Annotated in this window: 13 protein-coding genes; 7 read left to right on the top strand and 6 right to left on the bottom strand. The window is 65.3% G+C overall.

The annotated features are described in order from the left end of the window. Positions 1 to 32 precede the first annotated feature (32 nt). From WI560_RS09725 to WI560_RS09715, 3 genes are read left to right on the top strand one after another with little or no spacing between them, the layout of a single operon-like run. Positions 33 to 1,463, top strand: coding sequence for a TolC family outer membrane protein (locus WI560_RS09725; RefSeq protein WP_375307826.1), 1,431 nt, complete (start codon positions 33 to 35; stop codon positions 1,461 to 1,463). A gap of 24 nt (positions 1,464 to 1,487) precedes the next feature. Then, complete coding sequence (locus WI560_RS09720) at positions 1,488 to 2,048, top strand: hypothetical protein (protein WP_375307825.1); 561 nt, start codon at positions 1,488 to 1,490, stop codon at positions 2,046 to 2,048. 51 nt (positions 2,049 to 2,099) lie between these two features. After that, the gene (locus WI560_RS09715) at positions 2,100 to 3,062 is read left to right on the top strand and encodes an amidohydrolase family protein (protein ID WP_375307824.1); all 963 of its coding nucleotides are present in this window, start codon (positions 2,100 to 2,102) and stop codon (positions 3,060 to 3,062) included. A 3-nt stretch (positions 3,063 to 3,065) separates the two neighbouring features. On the opposite strand, the gene WI560_RS09710 is transcribed toward WI560_RS09715, so the two are convergent. From WI560_RS09710 to WI560_RS09700, 3 genes are all read right to left on the bottom strand, one after another. Beyond that, entirely contained in the window at positions 3,066 to 6,182 is a 3,117-nt protein-coding gene (locus WI560_RS09710; RefSeq protein WP_375307823.1) for an efflux RND transporter permease subunit, read from the bottom strand. A 27-nt stretch (positions 6,183 to 6,209) separates the two neighbouring features. Beyond that, positions 6,210 to 7,451 (bottom strand): efflux RND transporter periplasmic adaptor subunit, encoded by a 1,242-nt coding sequence (locus WI560_RS09705; RefSeq protein ID WP_375307822.1) that lies wholly within the window; start codon positions 7,449 to 7,451, stop codon positions 6,210 to 6,212. Between the two features lie 145 nt (positions 7,452 to 7,596). Next, positions 7,597 to 8,997: a CoA transferase gene (locus WI560_RS09700; protein WP_375307821.1), complete on the bottom strand. Its 1,401-nt coding sequence runs from the start codon at positions 8,995 to 8,997 to the stop codon at positions 7,597 to 7,599. A 57-nt stretch (positions 8,998 to 9,054) separates the two neighbouring features. On the opposite strand from WI560_RS09700, the gene WI560_RS09695 reads away from it, so the two are divergent. Then, positions 9,055 to 9,342: a hypothetical protein gene (locus WI560_RS09695; RefSeq protein WP_257177478.1), complete on the top strand. Its 288-nt coding sequence runs from the start codon at positions 9,055 to 9,057 to the stop codon at positions 9,340 to 9,342. A gap of 177 nt (positions 9,343 to 9,519) precedes the next feature. After that, complete coding sequence (locus WI560_RS09690) at positions 9,520 to 10,290, top strand: SDR family NAD(P)-dependent oxidoreductase (protein ID WP_375307820.1); 771 nt, start codon at positions 9,520 to 9,522, stop codon at positions 10,288 to 10,290. A gap of 156 nt (positions 10,291 to 10,446) precedes the next feature. Here the strand turns inward: WI560_RS09690 and WI560_RS09685 are convergent, their stop codons facing one another. The 3 genes from WI560_RS09685 to WI560_RS09675 are packed head-to-tail and all read right to left on the bottom strand — an operon-like array spanning position 10,447 to position 16,170. Continuing rightward, entirely contained in the window at positions 10,447 to 13,896 is a 3,450-nt protein-coding gene (locus WI560_RS09685; RefSeq protein ID WP_375307819.1) for an error-prone DNA polymerase, read from the bottom strand. After that, positions 13,893 to 15,485 (bottom strand): DNA polymerase Y family protein, encoded by a 1,593-nt coding sequence (locus WI560_RS09680; protein WP_375307818.1) that lies wholly within the window; start codon positions 15,483 to 15,485, stop codon positions 13,893 to 13,895. The genes WI560_RS09685 and WI560_RS09680 overlap by 4 nt, the downstream gene beginning before the upstream one ends. Beyond that, a complete protein-coding gene (locus WI560_RS09675; protein ID WP_375308803.1) occupies positions 15,382 to 16,170 on the bottom strand; it encodes an ImuA family protein in 789 nt (262 codons plus the stop codon). The genes WI560_RS09680 and WI560_RS09675 overlap by 104 nt, the downstream gene beginning before the upstream one ends. A 162-nt stretch (positions 16,171 to 16,332) precedes the next feature. Between WI560_RS09675 and WI560_RS09670 the strand changes: the two genes are divergently transcribed. Together WI560_RS09670 and WI560_RS09665 are read left to right on the top strand one after the other, a co-directional pair. Then, positions 16,333 to 17,568 (top strand): putative DNA modification/repair radical SAM protein, encoded by a 1,236-nt coding sequence (locus tag WI560_RS09670; RefSeq protein WP_375307817.1) that lies wholly within the window; start codon positions 16,333 to 16,335, stop codon positions 17,566 to 17,568. Further along, the gene (locus WI560_RS09665; RefSeq protein ID WP_375307816.1) at positions 17,568 to 19,010 is read left to right on the top strand and encodes a UdgX family uracil-DNA binding protein; all 1,443 of its coding nucleotides are present in this window, start codon (positions 17,568 to 17,570) and stop codon (positions 19,008 to 19,010) included. Before WI560_RS09670 ends, WI560_RS09665 begins: the two co-directional genes overlap by 1 nt.

Raw genomic sequence — 19,010 nt, 5'->3', positions numbered from 1 at the left:
GGGGGCGGACAGCCGGGATTAAGCGGGATTACATGATTGGGCGTGCCGCCAGAGCTGGTCGCGTGATGACGCGGCGCCGACCGGGCGCAGGTGCCGTGCTTGCCACATGGGCCGCGCTGGCGCTCTGTGGCGCCCTGCCCTCCGCCGCCTGGGCCGAAGCCCTGCCGGAGGCGCTCGCCAGGGCCTACCAGACCAATCCGCAGCTCAATGCCGAACGGGCGCGACAACGCGCCACCGACGAGAACGTGCCGCAGGCCCTCGCCGGTTACCGGCCGCAGATCGTGGCGAGCCTCAGCGCCGGCCTGCAATCAGTGCGCAATCTATTGCCCGACAACACCATACAAACCGGTAACCTGAAGCCATGGATCATCGGCGTCACCGTGACGCAGACCCTGTTCAACGGCTTCCGGACCGCCAACAACGTGCGGGCCGCCGAGCTCCAGGTGCAGTCGGGCCGCGAGGCGCTGCGCAATGTCGGCCAGGGCGTGCTGCTCGACGCCGTCACCGCCTACACCAACGTGCTCGCCAACCAGTCGCTGGTCGAGGCGCAGCGTTCCAACGTCGCCTTCCTGCGCGAGACGCTCGCAGTCACCCAGCGCCGCCTCAACGCCGGCGATGTCACGCCGACCGACAGCGCGCAGGCCGAGGCGCGCCTCAATCGCGGCCTTGCCGATCTCAACGCCGCCGAGGTCGCGCTTGCCGTCAGCCAGGCAACCTATGCGCAGGTCATCGGCAATTCACCGTCGCAGCTTCGGGCCGCCGAGGCCGTCGACCGTTATCTGCCGAAGAGCCGCGAAGACGCCATGACGATGGCGATCCGCCAGCATCCGGCGGTGATGGCCGCAAGCTTCGACGTCGACGTCGCCTCCACCAACATCCGCATTGCCGAAGGCGTATTGCTGCCGAGCGCCACCATCCAGGGCAGCGCAAGCAAGAGCCGCAACAACGACCCGACGCTCGGCACCTTCGCCGAGGACCAGGCTTCGATCATCGCCAACGTCACGGCCCCGATCTATGACGGCGGCCAGGCCGCCGCGCAGACCCGGCAGGCCAAGGAGATCACGGCGCAGAGCCGGCTCGTGCTCGACCAGATTCGCAACCAGGCGCGCACGGCCGCGGTCAGCGCCTGGGTTGCCAATGAAGGCGCCAAGGTCGCGGTCTCGGCCTCGGAGTCCGAGGTGAAAGCTGCGACCGTCGCGCTGCAGGGCGTGCAGCGCGAGGCCGCCGGCGGACAGCGCACCACGGTGGACGTGCTGAACTCGCAGGCCGACCTGATCCAGGCCAAGGCCCGCCTGATCGGCGCGCAGCGCGACCGCGTCATCGCCTCGTACACGCTGCTCAGCGCCATCGGCCATCTCGACGTCAAGACGCTGAACCTGAACACGCCGGACTACCTGCCCGAGGTGCACTACCACCAGGTCCGCGACGCCTGGCACGGCCTGCGCACGCCGTCGGGACAATAAGCTCAACTCTTCCGGGCGGAGCCGATGCAAAGCCGCCGCATCCATCTGATGGGAGCTTCGGGCTCCGGGGTGACGACGCTCGGCCGCACGCTTGCGGGTCGGCTTGCGCTGCCGCATCACGACACCGACGACTATTTCTGGCTGCCGACCGTGCCGCCCTACCGGACCACGCGTCCGGCATCCGAGCGGCTGCGATTGATGCACGAGATGTTTCTGCCGCGCCTGGATTGGGTGCTGAGCGGATCCGTCACCGGCTGGGGCGAGGAGCTTGTTCCATTGTTCGATCTCGTGGTCTTCGTGACTGCGCCGCGCGAGATCCGGCTGCAGCGCTTGCGCGCCCGCGAGGCGGCCCATTTCGGCGCCGACGCGGTCGCGTCGGGCGGCTGGCGCCACGACGAGACCGAGTCCTTTATCGAGTGGGCCTCCCATTACGAGGCCGGAGATCGCGAAGGCCGCAATCTCGCCAACCACGAAGCCTGGCTCGCGGGCCTGCCCTGCCCGATCGTGCGCATCGACGGCGCGCGCCCGCCTGCGGACCTCATCGAGCAGCTATGCAGCGAAGCGCAGCGGCGGCTGCCAGGCTGATATGATACTCTCCCTTACAACTATCAAGAAAATAGAACAGGGAGAGAACCCGTGCTCAACCGACGCAGCGTCTTGCTTGCCTCCCTTGCCGCCGGAACAGCCATGACCAGCAGAGCTCACGCGCGTGCGGCGCAGCCCGCGACGCCGGTCAACTTCGACGTTCCCGCGCATGCCTGCGACTGCCACACCCACATCCATGGCGATGTCGAAAAATTTCCATTCTTCGCAGGCCGCGTCTATACGCCGGAGCCGGCAAGCCCTGAAGAAATGGCCGCGCTGCACAAGGCGCTGCATATCGAGCGCGTGGTGATCGTCACCCCGAGCGTCTACGGCACCGACAATTCCTCCACCCTGTTCGGCATGAAGGCACGCGGCGCGACCGCGCGCGGGGTCGCCGTGATCGACGACAAGGCCACCGAGGCACAGCTCGATGCGATGCATCAAGCCGGCTTCCGCGGCATCCGCCTCAATCTGGCGACGGGCGGCGTCAACGATCCCAATGTCGGCCGGCCGCGCTTCACCGCCGCCGTCGAGCGCATGAAGGCACGCGGCTGGCACGTGCAGCTCTACACCACGCTGGCGATGATCTCGGCGATCAAGGACCTCGTCGAGGCGGCGCCGGTGCCGGTCGTGTTCGACCATTTCGGCGGGCTCGAGGCCTCGCTCGGCCTGGAGCAACCCGGATTTTCCGACCTGATCGCGCTGGTCAAGTCCGGCAAGGCGTATGTGAAGATCTCTGGCGCCTATCGCTCCTCGAAGCTCGCACCCGACTACCAGGACATGGTGCCCTATGCCCGGGCGCTGATCGCGGCTAATGCGGACCGCATCGTCTGGGGCACCGACTGGCCGCATCCGGATTCCAGCCGGGTCGAGGGCCGCAAAGCAACCGACATCGCGCCGCTCTACCAGATCGACGACGGCCGCCTGCTCAACCAGCTTCCGGTGTGGGCGCCGGATGCGGAGGTACGCAAGAAGATCCTGGCCGACAACGCGGCGCGGCTGTACGGGTTCTGACGCTCAGCGCCCGCGGCGCGAGAAGAACGAGATCAGGACCGGCAAGGTCACGAGGATCACGACCGGCGCTAGCATCATGCCGGTGACGACGACGACCGCGAGCGGCTTCTGCACCTGCGAGCCGATCCCCTCCGACAGCGCCGCCGGCAGCAGGCCGACGCCGGCGACGATGCAGGTCATCAGCACCGGCCGCAGCTGCAACTCTCCCGTGCGCACCACCGCGGTCATGCGGTCCATGCCTTCTTCGATCAGCTGGTTGAACTGCGACAGGATGATGATGCCGTCCATCACCGCGATGCCGAACAACGCGATGAAGCCGATCGCCGCGGAGACGCTGAAGGCCGTGCCTGAAATCAACAGGCCGAGCACGCCGCCGAAAATCGCCATCGGGATCACGCTCATCGCGAGCAGCGTGTCGGTCATCGAGCCGAAATTGAACCAGAGCAGCACGCCGATCAGCGCCAGCGAGATCGGCACCACGATCGACAGCCGCCGGATCGCGTCCTGGAGATTGCCGAACTCGCCGACCCATTCCATGTGCGAGCCGGGCGGCAGCTGCACCTGCTCCGCGATCTTCTGCTGGGCCTCGCTGATCGCGCTGCCGAGGTCGCGCTCGCGCACCGAGAACTTGATCGGCAGATAGCGTTCCTGCTGCTCGCGATAGATGTAGGCCGCGCCCGAGACGAGGCTGATGTCGGCGACCTCGCTGAGGGGAATCTGGGTGACGCTGCCGTTCGGCCCGGGCGCGCCGATCCGCAAATTCTGGATCGCCTCCGCGCTCCTGCGATATTCCGGCGCGAGGCGGACAATGATCGGGAAGTGACGATCGCTGCCAGGTTCGTAGAGGTCTCCCGCGGTGTCGCCGCCGATCGCAACCTTGATCGTGGCATTGATGTCGCCCGGCGCAAGGCCGTAGCGCGCGGCCTTGGCGCGGTTGATGTCGATCTGGATGGTCGGTTGCCCGAGCGAGGTGAAGACCGCAAGGTCGGTGACGCCCTGCACGGTGGCCAGCACTTGCTTGATCTTGTTCGCGGTGTCGGTGAGCGCCTGCAGGTCGCTGCCGAACAGCTTGATCGAGTTCTCGCCCTTCACGCCGGAGACGGCTTCGGAGACGTTGTCCTGGAGATATTGCGAGAAGTTGAATTCGACGCCGGGGAAGCGATCGTCGAGCTGCTTGAGCAGCTGCGCGGTCAGCTCTTCCTTGTCGCGGGTGCCGGGCCACTGGCTCACGGGCTTGAGCGGCGCGAAGAACTCGGCGTTGAAGAAGCCGGCGGCATCGGTGCCGTCATCGGGACGGCCATGCTGCGATACGACGGACTCGACCTCGGGCCGGGCGCGGATCAGCTTGCGCATCTCGTTGACGTAGGAATTGCCTTCCTGGAGCGAGATGGTCGGCGGCAGGGTGGCACGAATCCAGAGATTGCCCTCCTCCAGCTTCGGCAGGAATTCGAGGCCGAGCAGCCGGCTGAGCGCCACCGTCATCAGCACCAGGCCGGCCGCGCCGCCGAGCACGACATTGCGATTGGCGACAGCCCATTGCAGCAGCGGCGAGTACAAGCGATGCAGGATCAGCATGACCCTGGTCTCGGTTTCCTCGACATGCGCGGGCAGGATGATCGCGGACAAGGCCGGCGTGACGGTGAACGTCGCAAGCAGCCCGCCGGCCAGCGCATAGGCATAGGTGCGCGCCATCGGCCCGAAAATGTTGCCCTCGACGCCAGACAGCGTGAACAGCGGCAGGAACGCCGCGATGATGATCGCCGCGGCGAAGAAGATCGAGCGCGAGACGTCGGCGGCCGCGCTGAGGATGGCGTGGCTCTTCATGCCGAACGTCGTCTCGGGCGACATAAGCCCGGCTTCCGAGATCGGCGTCGTGTGCGTCAGGCGGCGGAAGATCGCCTCGACCATGATGACGGTGGCATCGACGATCAGGCCGAAATCGATCGCGCCGACCGACAGCAAATTGGCCGATTCACCGCGCAGCACCAGGATGATGACCGCGAAGAACAGCGCGAACGGAATCGTGGCCCCGACGATCAGCGCGCTGCGGAGATCACCGAGGAAGATCCACTGCAACAGCACGATCAGGACAATGCCGACCACCATGTTGTGCAGCACCGTGTGGGTGGTGAGCTCGATCAGGTCGCCGCGGTCGTAGATGCGTTCGATGCGCACGCCGGGCGGCAGGATGCTGGAACTGTTGATTTGCTGGACGAGCTGATGGACACGCTTGATGGTCGGCGAGCTCTGCTCGCCGCGCCGCATCAACACGATGCCCTGCACGATGTCGTCGGCCTCGTCGAGGCCGGCAATGCCGAGGCGCGGCTTCTGGCCGACGGTGACGGTGGCGACGTCCTTGACCAGCACCGGATTGCCGCCGGTCTGCGCCACCATGGTGTTGGCGAGATCGTCGATCGAGCGGATCAGGCCGACGCCGCGCACCACGGCCGATTGTTGGCCGATATTGACGGTGTTGCCGCCGACATTGACGTTGGAATTGCCGACCGCCTGCAGCAATTGCGGCAGCGTCAACCCATTGGCGACCAGCTTGTTGAAATCGACCTGGAGTTCGTAGGTCTTGCTCTTGCCGCCCCACCCGGTGACGTCGATGACCCCAGGCACGGCGCGGAAGCGGCGCTGCAGGATCCAGTCCTGAATGGTCTTGAGGTCGAGCACGCTGTAGTTCGGCGGACCCACGAGACGGTAGCGGAAGATCTCGCCGATCGGGCTCAGCGGCGAGATCTGCGGCTGCACGTTGCCCGGCAGCGGCGCAAGCTGCGCCAGGCGGTTCAACACCTGCTGCAACGCCTCGTCATAGGTGTAGGCGAAGGAGAACTGAATCTTGACGTCGGAGAGACCGTAGAGCGAGATGGTGCGGATGGTCGTGATGTTTTTCAGGCCGGCGACCTGGGTCTCGATCGGGATCGTGATGTAGCGCTCGATCTCCTCCGCCGACAGTCCCGGGCTCTGCGTCACGATATCGACCATCGGCGGGGTCGGATCGGGATAGGCCTCGATGTTGAGCTGATTGAACGCGATCAGGCCGCCGATCAGCACGGCGACGAACATGCCGACCATCAGGAAGCGCCGGTTGACGGCAAGAGCGACGAGACGATCCATTCAGGTCTTCAATTTCTTGGGTCGTCGTCAGCTGCCGGACGCCGCGCGGTCGATGAACAGGCTGCCTTTGGTGACGATCTGCTCGCCGGGCTTCAGGTTGCCGGTGACCTCGACGAGGTTGCCATTGACGAGGCCGATCTTGATCTGGCGCAGCTCGACCGATTTGTCCTCGCGCGCGACCCAGACACGAACCTTGTCGGCTTCATAGATCAGGGCCTGTTTCGGCACCGCCGGCGCGGCGCGATCACCCGCCGAGTAGATCGTGACGTTGGCGAACATCTCCGGCTTGAGCAAGCCGTCCTTGTTGTCGATGGTGGCGCGCACCAGCAGGCGGCGGGTGTTGGGGTCGATCGCGGCGGCGACATAGTTGATCTTCGCGGTGAGCGGACGGCCCGGCAGCGCCATCACGTTGACGGTGACGTCCTGTCCGATGCAGACCGCAGCCGCATCACTCTCGCGCACGAAGGCGGTGAGCCAGACGGTGGAGAGGTCGCCGATCACGAAGACCGGATCGCTGGCGCCAGAGTTGACGTATTGGCCAGGGCCGATCTTGCGCTGCACGATGGTGCCGGAGATCGGCGAATAGATCGTGATCTCCCGATCGATGACGCCTTTTTCCCGGAACGCCTTGATGGCCTCGTCGGTGAAGCCGAGGATGCGCAGCTTGTTGCGCGCCGCTTCCAGCGCCGTCGCCGAGGAGCGCATGTCATTCTGCGCCTGAACCTGCGTCGCTTCCGCCTGCTGATAGTCCTTCAGCGGAATGGCATGGCCCTCATAGAGATCCTTGGCGCGCTTGAACTGGATGTCGGAGAGCTCGAGCGCCGACTTCGCCTTGTTCTGGGCGGTCATCGCCGCGATGAAGTCGTTCTGGGCCTGCACCGTATCGGCGGCTTCGATCGTGAACAGCGGTTGCCCCTGCTTCAGCGTCTCACCCGGCTTGGCCAGCAGCTTGGTGACACGGCCGGCATAGGGCGAGAACACCGGCGTCGACCGGTCCTCATCGACGGCGATCTTGCCCTCGGTGACGTATTCGGCGCGGAAGGCGCGGGCCTTGACCGGCTCGATCGTCAGCGTCGCCCATTCGGACGGCGTCGGCGTGAAGGTCTGCGCATTCCTGCGCGACTGGCTGGAGATTTCGGAGTGCTTCTTTTGCTTGGGCCCCATAGCGAGGAAGCCGTAGGCGCCTGCGCCGGCGAGAGCTAGTAAAACTACGGACGTGATCAGCCGCTGTCTGAACAGCTGCAGTCGCTGGGTATTTTCAACCACCATGGAGCCCGGCCGTGTCTGCGACGATCTCGGCAGATGTCTGCCTTGTCGGTTGCGCTAATAGTGCCGAACTGGAATTTCAAACAACCTAAAAAACGCTGGTGCCTTTCGGTTTGCGTAAAAAATATCGCGACATGTCAGCTTCATGTCAGCTTCGCGCCGGCCAATGCGCCGGATGAGAGCCGAGCGGCATCGCCGGACGAGACCATTGCGCCGGTGTCGTCGACAGCAGCGCCGAATGGCGCACCGCCTTCAGCATGCCGAATCCGGATGGCATGCTCTCGATGAACGCGGCATATACGGCCTCACCCGAAAGATCCGGGGTATTCAGCCCGCCATCGAGCCGGCCGAGATTCCATAGCCAGCGTCCGGTCTGCGCCAGCGACACACTTACGTGCCAACTGCCGCCGTCGCGGGCTTGGCGCATCTTGGCCATCATCGCACCGAGCGCCATCAGATAGCCGGTGGCGTGGTCGAGCATCTGCGCCGGCAATTCCTTGGGAGCATCGAGGCCGGCGGCTCGGCCCTCGGCGTGATTGAATCCGGTCGTGGTCTGCACCAGGGAATCGAAGCCGCGGCGCTCGGCCCAGGGCCCGGTGTGGCCATAGGCCGACAGCGTCACATAGACGATGCCCGGACTGATCTTCGCTGCATCCTCCGGCGAAAAGCCGAGCGCGGCAAGCGCACCCGGGCGATAGCCTTGCGAGAAGATGTCGGCGTCCTCCAGCAGGTCGCGCAATTGCGCCCTGCCCGTGTCGGTCTTCAGCTCGATGAAGGCGGTGAGCTTGCCGCGGCCGGTATCGATGGTGAGCCAGTCGATGGCGGGCAGCGCCGGCCCCGACACCAGCAGCACATCAGCGCCGTGCGCGGCGAGCGTGCGGCCGGCAACGGGGCCTGCGATGACGCGGGAGAGATCGAGCACGCGAAGACCTTCGAGCGGACGATCGCCTTTTGGCCACGGCTTTGGGGAGGCTTCGCCGATCTTCTCGATCGAGATCAGCGGCAATCGCGCGAGCGCGCGCGCCTGCGGCAGTGCAGACCATTCGTCGTAGCTCCGCATCAGCGCAACCACACCGCCCGCCGCGTAAGCTGCCGTCTCGAAATCCTCGCCTTTCCATTGCATCAGCGCAGCCTGCACCTTGTCGCGCGCCGGCTCGCAACCGAGCACATCGCAGACGGCCTTGCGATGATGCGGGAAATTGGTGTGGCAGCGAACGAAGCGGCCATCGCCGGTCCTGTAGACGCCGGCGATCGCATCCCAGGCCGGCGGCGGCGGCTTGTCGTCGACACGTAGATAGCGCTCGGAGCGGCATTCAGCGACGGCGTGGCGCATGTCGACGGAGACGTCTTGCATCTTCCCGCTGCGCAGCCGCCAGATCTCGGCCGCGGCGAGGCCGGCGGCGGCGATCGTGGCTTGGCCGGCGACGGCCACGCGAAATGAAGAGGGAATCTGCGGCTCGTCGCCGCTCAGCCGCACGCGTTCGAGCGCGGCCGGATCGCCGCCGGCCGAGGTCCAGATGTCCTTGAGGATATCGGCGGGGCTTTGCATGGCTGCTTCTCTCCCTTACCCTTTTTGCGACCATCCATCAGCACATAAGGGAATGCAATGGCCGCCATCGATCCCCTCATCGCAGGTGCCGTATTCATCGCGACGGCGGCCACCGACGCCGTCTACGTCATGTTCACCTCGGCCGTGATCGCGCGCAAGCGCATTCCGGCGGCGAACTGGAGCGCGGTCTGGTACCTGCTGTCCTCTTATGCCGTGATCAGCTACACCGAAAACGCATTCTACGTCGCCTTCGCGGCAATCGGCTCCTGGACCGGCGCCTATGCGTCGCTGACCTTCCTGCACCGCCCGCCCGGCGGCCCACCGGTGGGAGCGGCGCCGGAGTGAGGTGGGCGAGGTCTCTCTCCACGTCATTGCGAGGAGCTCTTGCGACGAAGCAATCCAGACTGTCGCCGCAAATGCATTTCTGGATTGCTTCGCTGCGCTCGCAATGACGAATTGATAGTTCAGCATTCCTGCCAAAACAGCTACTCTCTCTGCGCCAACAACAAGGACAACCAAACAATGGATCTCGGTCTCAAGGGAAAGAACGCCATCGTGCTCGGCGGCACGCGCGGCATCGGACGGGCGATTGCGGCAACGCTCGCCGGTGAAGGCGCCAATGTCGCGGTGTGCGCACGCAATGCGGAGCAGGTTGCGGCAACGGTCGCGGAGCTGAAGGCGAGCGGCGTCAAGGCTGTCGGCGGCGCCGTCGACGTCACCGACGGCGCCGCGTTGAAATCGTGGATCGAAGGCGCGGCGAAGGAGCTCGGCGGCATCGACCTGCTGTTCTCCAATGCCGGCGCAATGGCGCAAGGCGGCGATCCCGCGTCGTGGGAGCAGAATTTCCGGCTCGACGTTCTCGGCGCCGTGCACGCCTTCGACGCCGCGCGGCCGTTTCTCGAGGCGAGCGGTGCCAGCAGCGGCGACGCGGCCGTCGTGATCATCTCCTCGATCTCGGCGGCGCAGGCCGACACGGCCAGCTCCTACGGCCCGATCAAGGCGGCGCTGATCCACATGGCCAAGGGCCTGGCGCGGCAATACGCCAAGAAGAAGATCCGCGTGAATGTGGTGTCGCCGGGCACCGTCTATTTCAAGGGCGGCGTCTGGGAGATGATCGAGAAGAACATGCCGGAGCGCTACAACGACGCGATGAAGCGCAACCCGACCGGCCGCATGGCAACGCCGCAGGAGATCGCGAACGCCGCGGTGTTTCTGGCGAGCCCGGTATCGGGATTCACGACCGGATCGAATCTGGTCGTGGACGGCGCGATCTCGAACCGGGTGAATTTTTGAGGGCGCGCTGCATCGTCAGCGCAGAACGCGTAGGGTGGGCAAAGCGAAGCGTGCCCACGCTTCCGTTTCCGTATCGGACAGGTGGTGGGCACGGCGCTGACGCGCCTTTGCCCACCCTACGGCAGTAGATGTGTGGCGGCATCCCACGCCACACCCTCAATGAAAATCCCGCGACGGCGGCAGGATGCGGACGTTGCGGGGGTGACGGATCTTCTGCGCCGGCATGTCCGCGAGCGCGCGAGGGTCTTCGTTGAGCGGCTCGACCAATGTGGCGCCTGCCGGCACCGGGTGCTGGCGGCTCAGCGCGTCGTTGGCGAGGCCGACCAGATCGTGCGAGCGGTCGATCATGCGCTGGGCGATGAGGTGCGTCACCTTTTCGGGGCTGCTCTGGATATAGCCCTGGACCTCGATGAGCCGCGCGCCCATCACTTCCTTCCGGTACTGCTCCATGATCTTGGGCCAGACCACGACATTGGCGATGCCGGTTTCGTCCTCCAGCGTCATGAACACGACGCCGCTGGCGCTGCCCGGCCGCTGCCGCACCAGCACCACGCCGGCGCAGCGGACGCGGCGCCGCTCGTTCTCATGATTGATCTCCTTGCAGGCGACGATCCGCTCGCGCGTAAACATCTCGCGCAAGAACTCCATCGGATGGCCCTTCAGCGACAGCCGGATGGTCTGGTAGTCCGCGACCACCTGCTCGGCGCGCGGCATCAGCGGCAGCGGTCTTGCGCCTTCGTCCGGCTGCTCGCGCGCGGTGGCCGCCTCGAACAGCGGCAGCGGCACGTCGTCCGGCAGCCGTCGCACCTGCCACAGCGCCTCGCGGCGGTCGAGCCCGAGCGAGCGGAACGCGTCGGCATCCGCCAGCAGGATCAGCGCGCGCTTGGGCAGACCGGTGTCGCGGGCGAAATCCTCGAGCGAGGTGAAGGGTCGGCGATTGCGGGCGGCGACGATGCGGTCGGCCCAGTCCTGCTGAGGCATCGGCCGCGCTACACCTCTCCCATAGGGAGAGGTGAACGGAGCCTGCGGCAAGACCGGCCCAATCACGGAAAATTCTTCAGGCAAGCCCCGGAATGACAGCTGGGAGCGTTTCAGCCTCTCCTCATCCTCGTCCAGCCAGTGGAAGCCGTCGATCTGGCGGAAGCCAAGGCGGACGGCACAATATTTGCCGCTCCCCTGCTCCAGCGTATTTTGCGCAAAGCTGTAGGACACGTCGATGTCGCGGACCTCGACGCCGTTCTTGCGGGCGTCGCCGACGATTTGCGCCGGGGCATAGAACCCCATCGGCTGCGAGTTCAACAGGCCGCAGCAGAACGCATCCGGGTGATAATGCTTCAGCCATGAGGAGATGTAGACGAGCTGCGCAAAGCTCGCGGCATGGCTCTCCGGGAAACCGTAGGAGCCGAACCCCTTGATCTGGTCAAAGCAGCTTCTGGCGAAGTTGGGATCGTAGCCGCGGGCGACCATGTTGCCGATCAGCTTCTCCTCGTATTGGCCGATGGTGCCGACATTGCGGAAGGTCGCCATCGAGCGGCGCAGGCCATTGGCTTCCTCGGAGCTGAAATGCGCCGCTTCAATCGCGATCCGCATCGCCTGCTCCTGGAACAGAGGCACGCCAAGCGTCTTGTGAAGCACCTTGTAGAGCTCGTCCCTGTCGCCATGCTCCGGCGACGGCGAGGGATAGCTCACCTTCTCCACCCCGTTCCGCCGCCGCAAGTAAGGATGCACCATGTCGCCCTGGATCGGCCCGGGGCGCACGATCGCGACCTCGATGACGAGATCGTAGAAGGTCCGCGGCTTCAGGCGCGGCAGCATGTTCATCTGGGCGCGGCTCTCGACCTGGAACACGCCGAGCGACTCCCCGGCACACAGCATGTCGTAAACCCTGGGATCGTCCTGCGGGACGCTCGCCAGCACGAAACGCTCGCCCTTGTGCTGGTCGATCAGGTCAAAACACTTCCTGATGCAGGTCAGCATGCCCAGCGCGAGCACGTCGACCTTCATCATGCTCAACGCATCGACGTCGTCCTTGTCCCATTCGATGAAGGTGCGGTCGTCCATGGCGGCGTTGCCGATCGGTACATAGGTGTCGAGCCGATCCTGGGTCAGCACATAGCCGCCGACATGCTGGGACAGATGGCGCGGGAATTCGATCAGCTCGGTTGCGAGCTCGACCGCGAGGTTGATCATGGGATTTTGCGGATCGAGCCCGGCCTGCCGAACCTGCATCTCGTTGAGGCCCTTGCCCCAGCTGCCCCAGACGGTGTCGGCGAGCGCGGCGGTGACGTCCTCGGTCAGGCCCAGCGCCTTGCCGACGTCGCGAATGGCACTGCGCGGGCGATAATGGATGACGGTCGCGATGATCGCGGCGCGGTGGCGACCGTAGCGGCGATAGACATATTGCATCACCTCCTCGCGCCGCGAATGCTCGAAATCGACGTCGATGTCGGGCGGCTCCAGCCGCTCCTTGGAGATGAAGCGCTCGAACAACAGATCGACCTTGGTCGGATCGACCGAGGTGATGCCGAGCACGTAGCACACGGCCGAATTCGCCGCCGAGCCGCGGCCCTGGCACAGAATGTTCTGGCTGCGCGCATAGTGCACGATGTCATGCACGGTGAGGAAATAATGCGCGTATTTCAGCTCGGCGATCAACGCGAGCTCCTTGTTGAGCGTCGCCCGCAGCTTGCCGTCGATCTGGCCGTCGAAATACTTCTCGACACCCGCCCAGGTCAGATCCTCCAGATGCCCCTGTGCGGTCTTGCCCGGCGGCACCGGTTCATCAGGATATTGGTATTTGAGCTGATCGAGGGAGAAGTCGATTGCGTTTGCGAAGCGCATGGTCTCCGCGATCGCATCGGGGAAATCGCGGAACAGACGCGCCATCTCGCGCGGTGTCTTCAGGAACCGTTCGGCATTGGCTTCCAGCTTCCGCCCCACAGCCTCGATCGTGGTCTTTTCCCGGATACAGGTCAGCACATCCTGCAGCGGACGGCGGCCGGGATCGTGATACAGCACCTCGTTGGTCGCGAGCAGCGGCACTTTCGCCTTCATCGCGAGATCATCGAGCCGCGCCAGCCGGCGGCGGTCGTCGCCGCGATAGACCAGGCTCGCCGCCAGCCACACGCCTTCGGCGCGGCCCGCCTTCAGCTGCGCCAGAACGTCCAGCGCCTGGGCCGGGTCGAAGCGATGCGGCAGCGTCAGGATCAGGAGCTGGCCTTCGGAAAATTCCAGCAGATCGGCGAGGCTGAGACGGCACTCGCCCTTCTCGATCCGCGTGATGTCGTCGCCGCGCTTGCCCCGGGTCAGGAGCTGGCACAGCCGGCCATAGGCGGCGCGGTCGCGCGGATAGACCAAGATGTCGGGCGTGCCATCGATGAAGACGATGCGCGCGCCGATCAGGAGCTTCGGCTTGTGCAGCACCTTGTCATTGTCGAGCTCCTTGTAGGCCCGCACCACGCCCGCGAGCGTGTTGTGATCGGCGATGCCGATTGCGGGAATACCGAGCGCGCTGGCCTGATGCACATAGGCGCGCGGATCCGAGCCGCCGCGCAGGAAGGAGAAGTTGGTGGTGATGCCGATCTCGGCATAAGCGGGCATATTCATGCGAAGAGACCGTGCACATACCAGCCGGGCGAGGCGGGCTTGCCGTCGCCATCGAACACCTCCCCCTCGTAAAGTCCGTCGCGAAAGATCCAGAAGCGCCGGCCCTCGGCATCCTCGATGCGGAAATAATCTCGGGTCAGCTGCTTGCCGTCCTGCCGCCACCATTCCATCGCGATGCGCTCGGGCCCCTCCACCCGCACCACGGCATGCAGCGCGCGGCGCCAGGTGAATTGATGCGGCGGACCATCCGGCACGGCTGCGAACGGCACCTTGATCGGCTCCGGCTTGTCGAACAGCCTTAAGGGACGCAGCGGCGGCTCGCTCTCGATCCGCGCGGGCCATTCGGCCTGCATGGCGGCAGCAAGATGATGCTGCGCCGGGGCGGCCATCACTGCACATTCGGGAATATGGGTATCCTCAGGCAGGTGCACGACGACGCGTTTTCCCCCGATGCGCGCGGCGATGCGGTCGATCAGCGCGGCGAGCTCGTCATTGTCGTGGACATGGGCGTCGAGATCGCGCTGCTCCTGCACCACGATCTCGGTGCGGCTCGCCGACAGGCGCACCATGTCGAAGCCGAAGCCGGGATCGAGCGGATCGGCGAGCGCATCGAGACGCTCGCGGAACAGGCGGTCGATTACCGCGCTTTTCGTCACGGGACGTCCGGTCTCGACCATGATCGCGCGCACCACGCCGTCGGTGCGGAAGAAGGCGGCCTCCAGCCGGCGCGCGCCTTTGCCCTGCTTCTCCATGGACGCGATCAACGTGTCGGCCAGGCGCGACAGTGTCATCGCGATCATGGTGTCGGTTGCGATCGGCTCGGCGAAGCGCTTCTCGACGATGTAGTCGGGCAGCGGCTTGCGCGGGCTGATCGGCGCATCGCCCTGCCCCAGCGCATGCGCGAGCAGCGTGGAGAACCGGGCGCCGAACCGCGCCGTGATCTCGCTTCGTGTGCGCGAGGCGACGTCGCCGATGGTCTTCAGGCCGGCGCGGCGCAAGCCAGTGGTGATGGCTTCGCCCGCACCGAGCGCGGACACCGGAAACCGCTCGATCGCCGCCGCCTCGCCGCCATCGGCGACGATGCTGCCGGAAGCCTGCCGCGTCAGCGTACGCGCGCAGACCGACGTGCCGGCGATCGCCGCACCGACGGCAAAGCCCTGCCGGCCGAGCGCACGAACCAGCGTCGTGAGCAGCGCAACCTCGCCGCCGAACAGATGCGCGCAGCCGGTGATGTCGAGGAACAGCCCGTGCGGCGGATCGAGCGCCACCAGCGGCGTGAAGCGGTCGCACCAATCGGCGATATCGCTGAGCGTCTTGGCATCGGCCGCGACATCGGCGTCGAACACTTTCAAGTCCGGACACATCGCCCGTGCATTGGCCAAGGGTTGGCCGATGTACAGGCCGAGGCGCTCGGCGGTCTCGTCCAGCGCATGGATCACCAGCGCATTGTTGTCCTTGATGACGACGATGCTCGGATGCGTGGATTCACCCAGTCCGGCGCTGCCAAGGAACCGCTGAATCCGGTCGATGGGCAGACGCGGCAGCCACAGGCTGAGAATACGTCGACGGCTCACTGAACTGGCACTCATCACAATTCCATTCCATGATCCACCGGCCGCAGGGGCCATGACGATTGCGCAAGAGCTCAGCATCGAAGCGCGGCGCGCCCCAAACGCTCCACACAGGTCCCGGCGGCGAATGCGCCGCGCGCAGCATCCATCGCGTCTCCGCGGTGGAGGGTAGCGGTTGCGCGGCCATGCGCAGCATCAGGCCGGTGACGCCGGAGCCTTGCGCGGCCAGCGTCAGCTTGCGGCTCGCCACCAGATCGAACTGCCTGGTCTCGCCCCAGAGCTCGAGCACGACGGCGCCCAGCGCGTCGCAGGCAAGCGCATCGGCCGAGGTTCGCAGCGCGCTCTCGACATCGGCGGCGCGGACCATCACCACGCGGCGCGGATCGAGGCCGAGCTCTTTGAGCCCGCTCATCGATAGCGCGCCGGTTTCTATTTCCGAAAAATCCTGCCGCACCCACAGCAGCGGCTTGCGTGCCGTCACGCGCCCCGCAAGCCCCATCACAAAACCCGTTGCGGCCACGCCCTGGCGCCCCTCGCAAAACACCTCGTGGATCGCCGCACGCGCGAGCCCGCCCTTCAGCGCGTCGTCGATCCCGCTGTGGCCGAGCGCCACCCGATCGTGCTGATGCACGATCTCCGCCGTCTCGATGCGCTCGATCTGGCCGCGCAAGATCGCAAGCGCGCTCATACGTGCGCCGCTCATGCTCGCCGCTCCTTCAGGAATTGGTGCCGTGGCCTTCAAAAGAAGAACCAGCGGCTGGCTCATTTGTTCATGATATGTTCTAATATAAAGCTAACGGCGCGCGGAGAGTCAATCGAATTGGCGCGCTTTCGGATTCATCAGCGGAATCAATGGGATTTAGACATGGACGTGCAACGTAAGCTGGAGATCCTGGCCGATGCCGCCAAGTATGACGCGTCCTGCGCCTCCAGCGGCACCGAGAAGCGGGATTCAAGCGACGGCAAGGGCATGGGCTCGACCGCGCCCGGCATGGGCATCTGCCATTCCTATGCGCCGGACGGACGCTGCATCTCCCTGCTCAAGGTGCTGCTGACCAACGCCTGCAATTACGACTGTCTCTATTGCATCAACCGCGCCTCCTCGAACGTGCCGCGCGCCCGCTTCACCATCGAGGAGGTGGTCAAGCTGACGCTCGACTTCTACCGGCGCAATTACATCGAGGGCCTGTTCCTCTCCTCCGGCATCATCCGCAGCCCCGACTACACCATGGAGCAGGTGGTGAGCGTCGCGCGAAAGCTGCGCGAGGAGCATCACTTCCGCGGCTACATCCACCTGAAGACCATTCCCGAGGCCGACGATACGCTGATCGCGGAAGCCGGCAAATATGCCGACCGCCTCTCCATCAACATCGAGATGCCGCAGGAAACCAGCCTGCAGCAATTCGCGCCCGAGAAGGACGTGCGCGCGATCCGCCGCACCATGGGCCGGCTGCGGCTGAAGCTTGACGAGGCCGAGGAGAACCGCGCAACGAGAACGAAGGCCAAGCCGCAGCGCTTCGCGCCGGCCGGCCAGAGCACGCAGATGATCGTCGGCGCCGACAGCGCCTCCGACCACACCATTCTCCACACCAGTTCAAATCTCTACGGCTCATACAAGTTGAGGCGGGTCTACTATTCCGCCTTCAGCCCGATCCCGGACGCCAGCCGCGCCTTGCCGCTGGTGCAGCCGCCCTTGCTGCGCGAGCACCGGCTCTACCAGGCCGACTGGCTGATGCGGTTCTACGGCTTCGATGTCGCGGAGATCGTCGACGACAGCGCGATGCTGCCGCTCGAGATTGATCCAAAGCTCGCCTGGGCGCTGCGTCACCGCGACCGCTTTCCGCTCGACGTCAACCGCGCCAGCCGTGAGGAGCTGCTGCGCGTGCCGGGCTTCGGCACCAAGGCGGTCGAACGCATCATCGCGGCGCGGCGCACCACCACCATCCGCCTCGCCGATCTCGCGCGGCTGCATGTGCCCCGCAACAAGGCGATGCCGTTCATCGTCCTCAGCGATCACCGGCCGTCGCCACACCATCTTGACGACGCGCGGCTGATCGAACGGTTCAAACCGAAGGCAACGCAACTGGGGTTTGGCTTCTGATGCAGTACATCATCCTCGATACCGAAACCGATTTCGACGGCTGGCGCAAAGCCGCGCGCAGCCTCGTGCTTCACCACGTGCCGCCCAGCGATGTCACCTGGACCGTGCAAGGCGGTGAAGCAGACTTGTTCGCCCCGCCCGCGCCATCACCGATCCTCGAGGTGAACGACAGCACCTTCACCGTGTCAGGCAAATTCATCGAGCTTGCGAAAGCAGCGATCCTGCACCGCGATCCCGAGCGCTTCGCCATCCTCTATCGGCTGCTGTTTCGGCTGAAGGACAATCACGATCTCGTCGAGGTTGCGACCGACCCTGACGTTGCGCAAGTCACCGCCATGGCGAGAGCGGTCCATCGCGACGAGCACAAGATGCATGCCTTCGTGCGCTTCCGCGAGATCGGCAGGGAACGCGAGGCGCATTACGTCGCCTGGTTCGAGCCGGAGCATCACATCGTCGAGCTCGCCGCGCCGTTCTTCGCAAAACGCTTTGCCGACATGCCCTGGTCGATCCTGACTCCCGACCTCTGCGCGCATTGGAATGGCCATTCGCTTTCGTTCACGCCGGGCGTCAGCAAGAGCGAGGCGCCAAGCGAAGACCGGCTCGAGGAAACCTGGCGGCGCTACTACGCCAGCATCTTCAATCCGGCGCGGCTCAAGGTGAAGGCAATGCAGGCCGAGATGCCGAAGAAATACTGGAGGAACCTGCCCGAGGCTTCGATCATTAAGCCCCTGATCGAGGACGCCGAGCGCATGACCGGTGCTATGATCGCCAATGCCGCAACCGATCCGCACAAGCCCCAGAAGCGGCCGGAGGCTCCGATGAAACGCAAGCCCGCTGCCGACGATCTCGAAGCGCTCCGCGAGGAAGCCGCGCATTGCCGCGCCTGCCATCTCTACAAGGACGCGACCCAAACCGTGTTCGGCGAAGGCCCGAAGTCCGCCAACATCATGCTGGTCGGTGAGCAGCCCGGCGACAAGGAAGACCTCGCCGGCCATCCCTTCGTCGGCCCGGCCGGCCAGATGCTAGACCGTGCGCTGGAGGAGGCCGGCGTCGACCGCAAGAAGGTCTACGTCACCAACGCGGTCAAGCACTTCAAATTCGTGCCGCGCGGAAAGATCCGCCTGCACCAGAAGCCGAATACGCCGGAGATCCGCGCCTGCCGGCAATGGTACAAACGCGAAGTTGCGGCGATCCAGCCCGAACTGATCGTGGCGATGGGGGCAACCGCCGCGCAAAGCGTGTTCGGCAAGATCACCCCGATCGGCAAGAACCGCGGCCGCCTCATCGAGCTTCCCGAGGGGCGAAAAGCGCTGGTGACGGTGCATCCGTCCTATCTGCTGCGGCTGCCCGATCCGGAAGCCAAGGCGCTGGAATATCGGCGCTTTGTCGAGGACCTGAGGATCGCCGCGAGCTTGCAGAAGAAGGCGGCGCGCGCCGCGTGA

Origin of the sequence: Bradyrhizobium sp. A11 (genome assembly GCF_042077125.1) — a bacterium.
Taxonomy (GTDB): Bacteria; Pseudomonadota; Alphaproteobacteria; order Rhizobiales; family Xanthobacteraceae; genus Bradyrhizobium; species Bradyrhizobium japonicum_B.
This window is presented reverse-complemented; position numbering and strand designations above follow the sequence as displayed.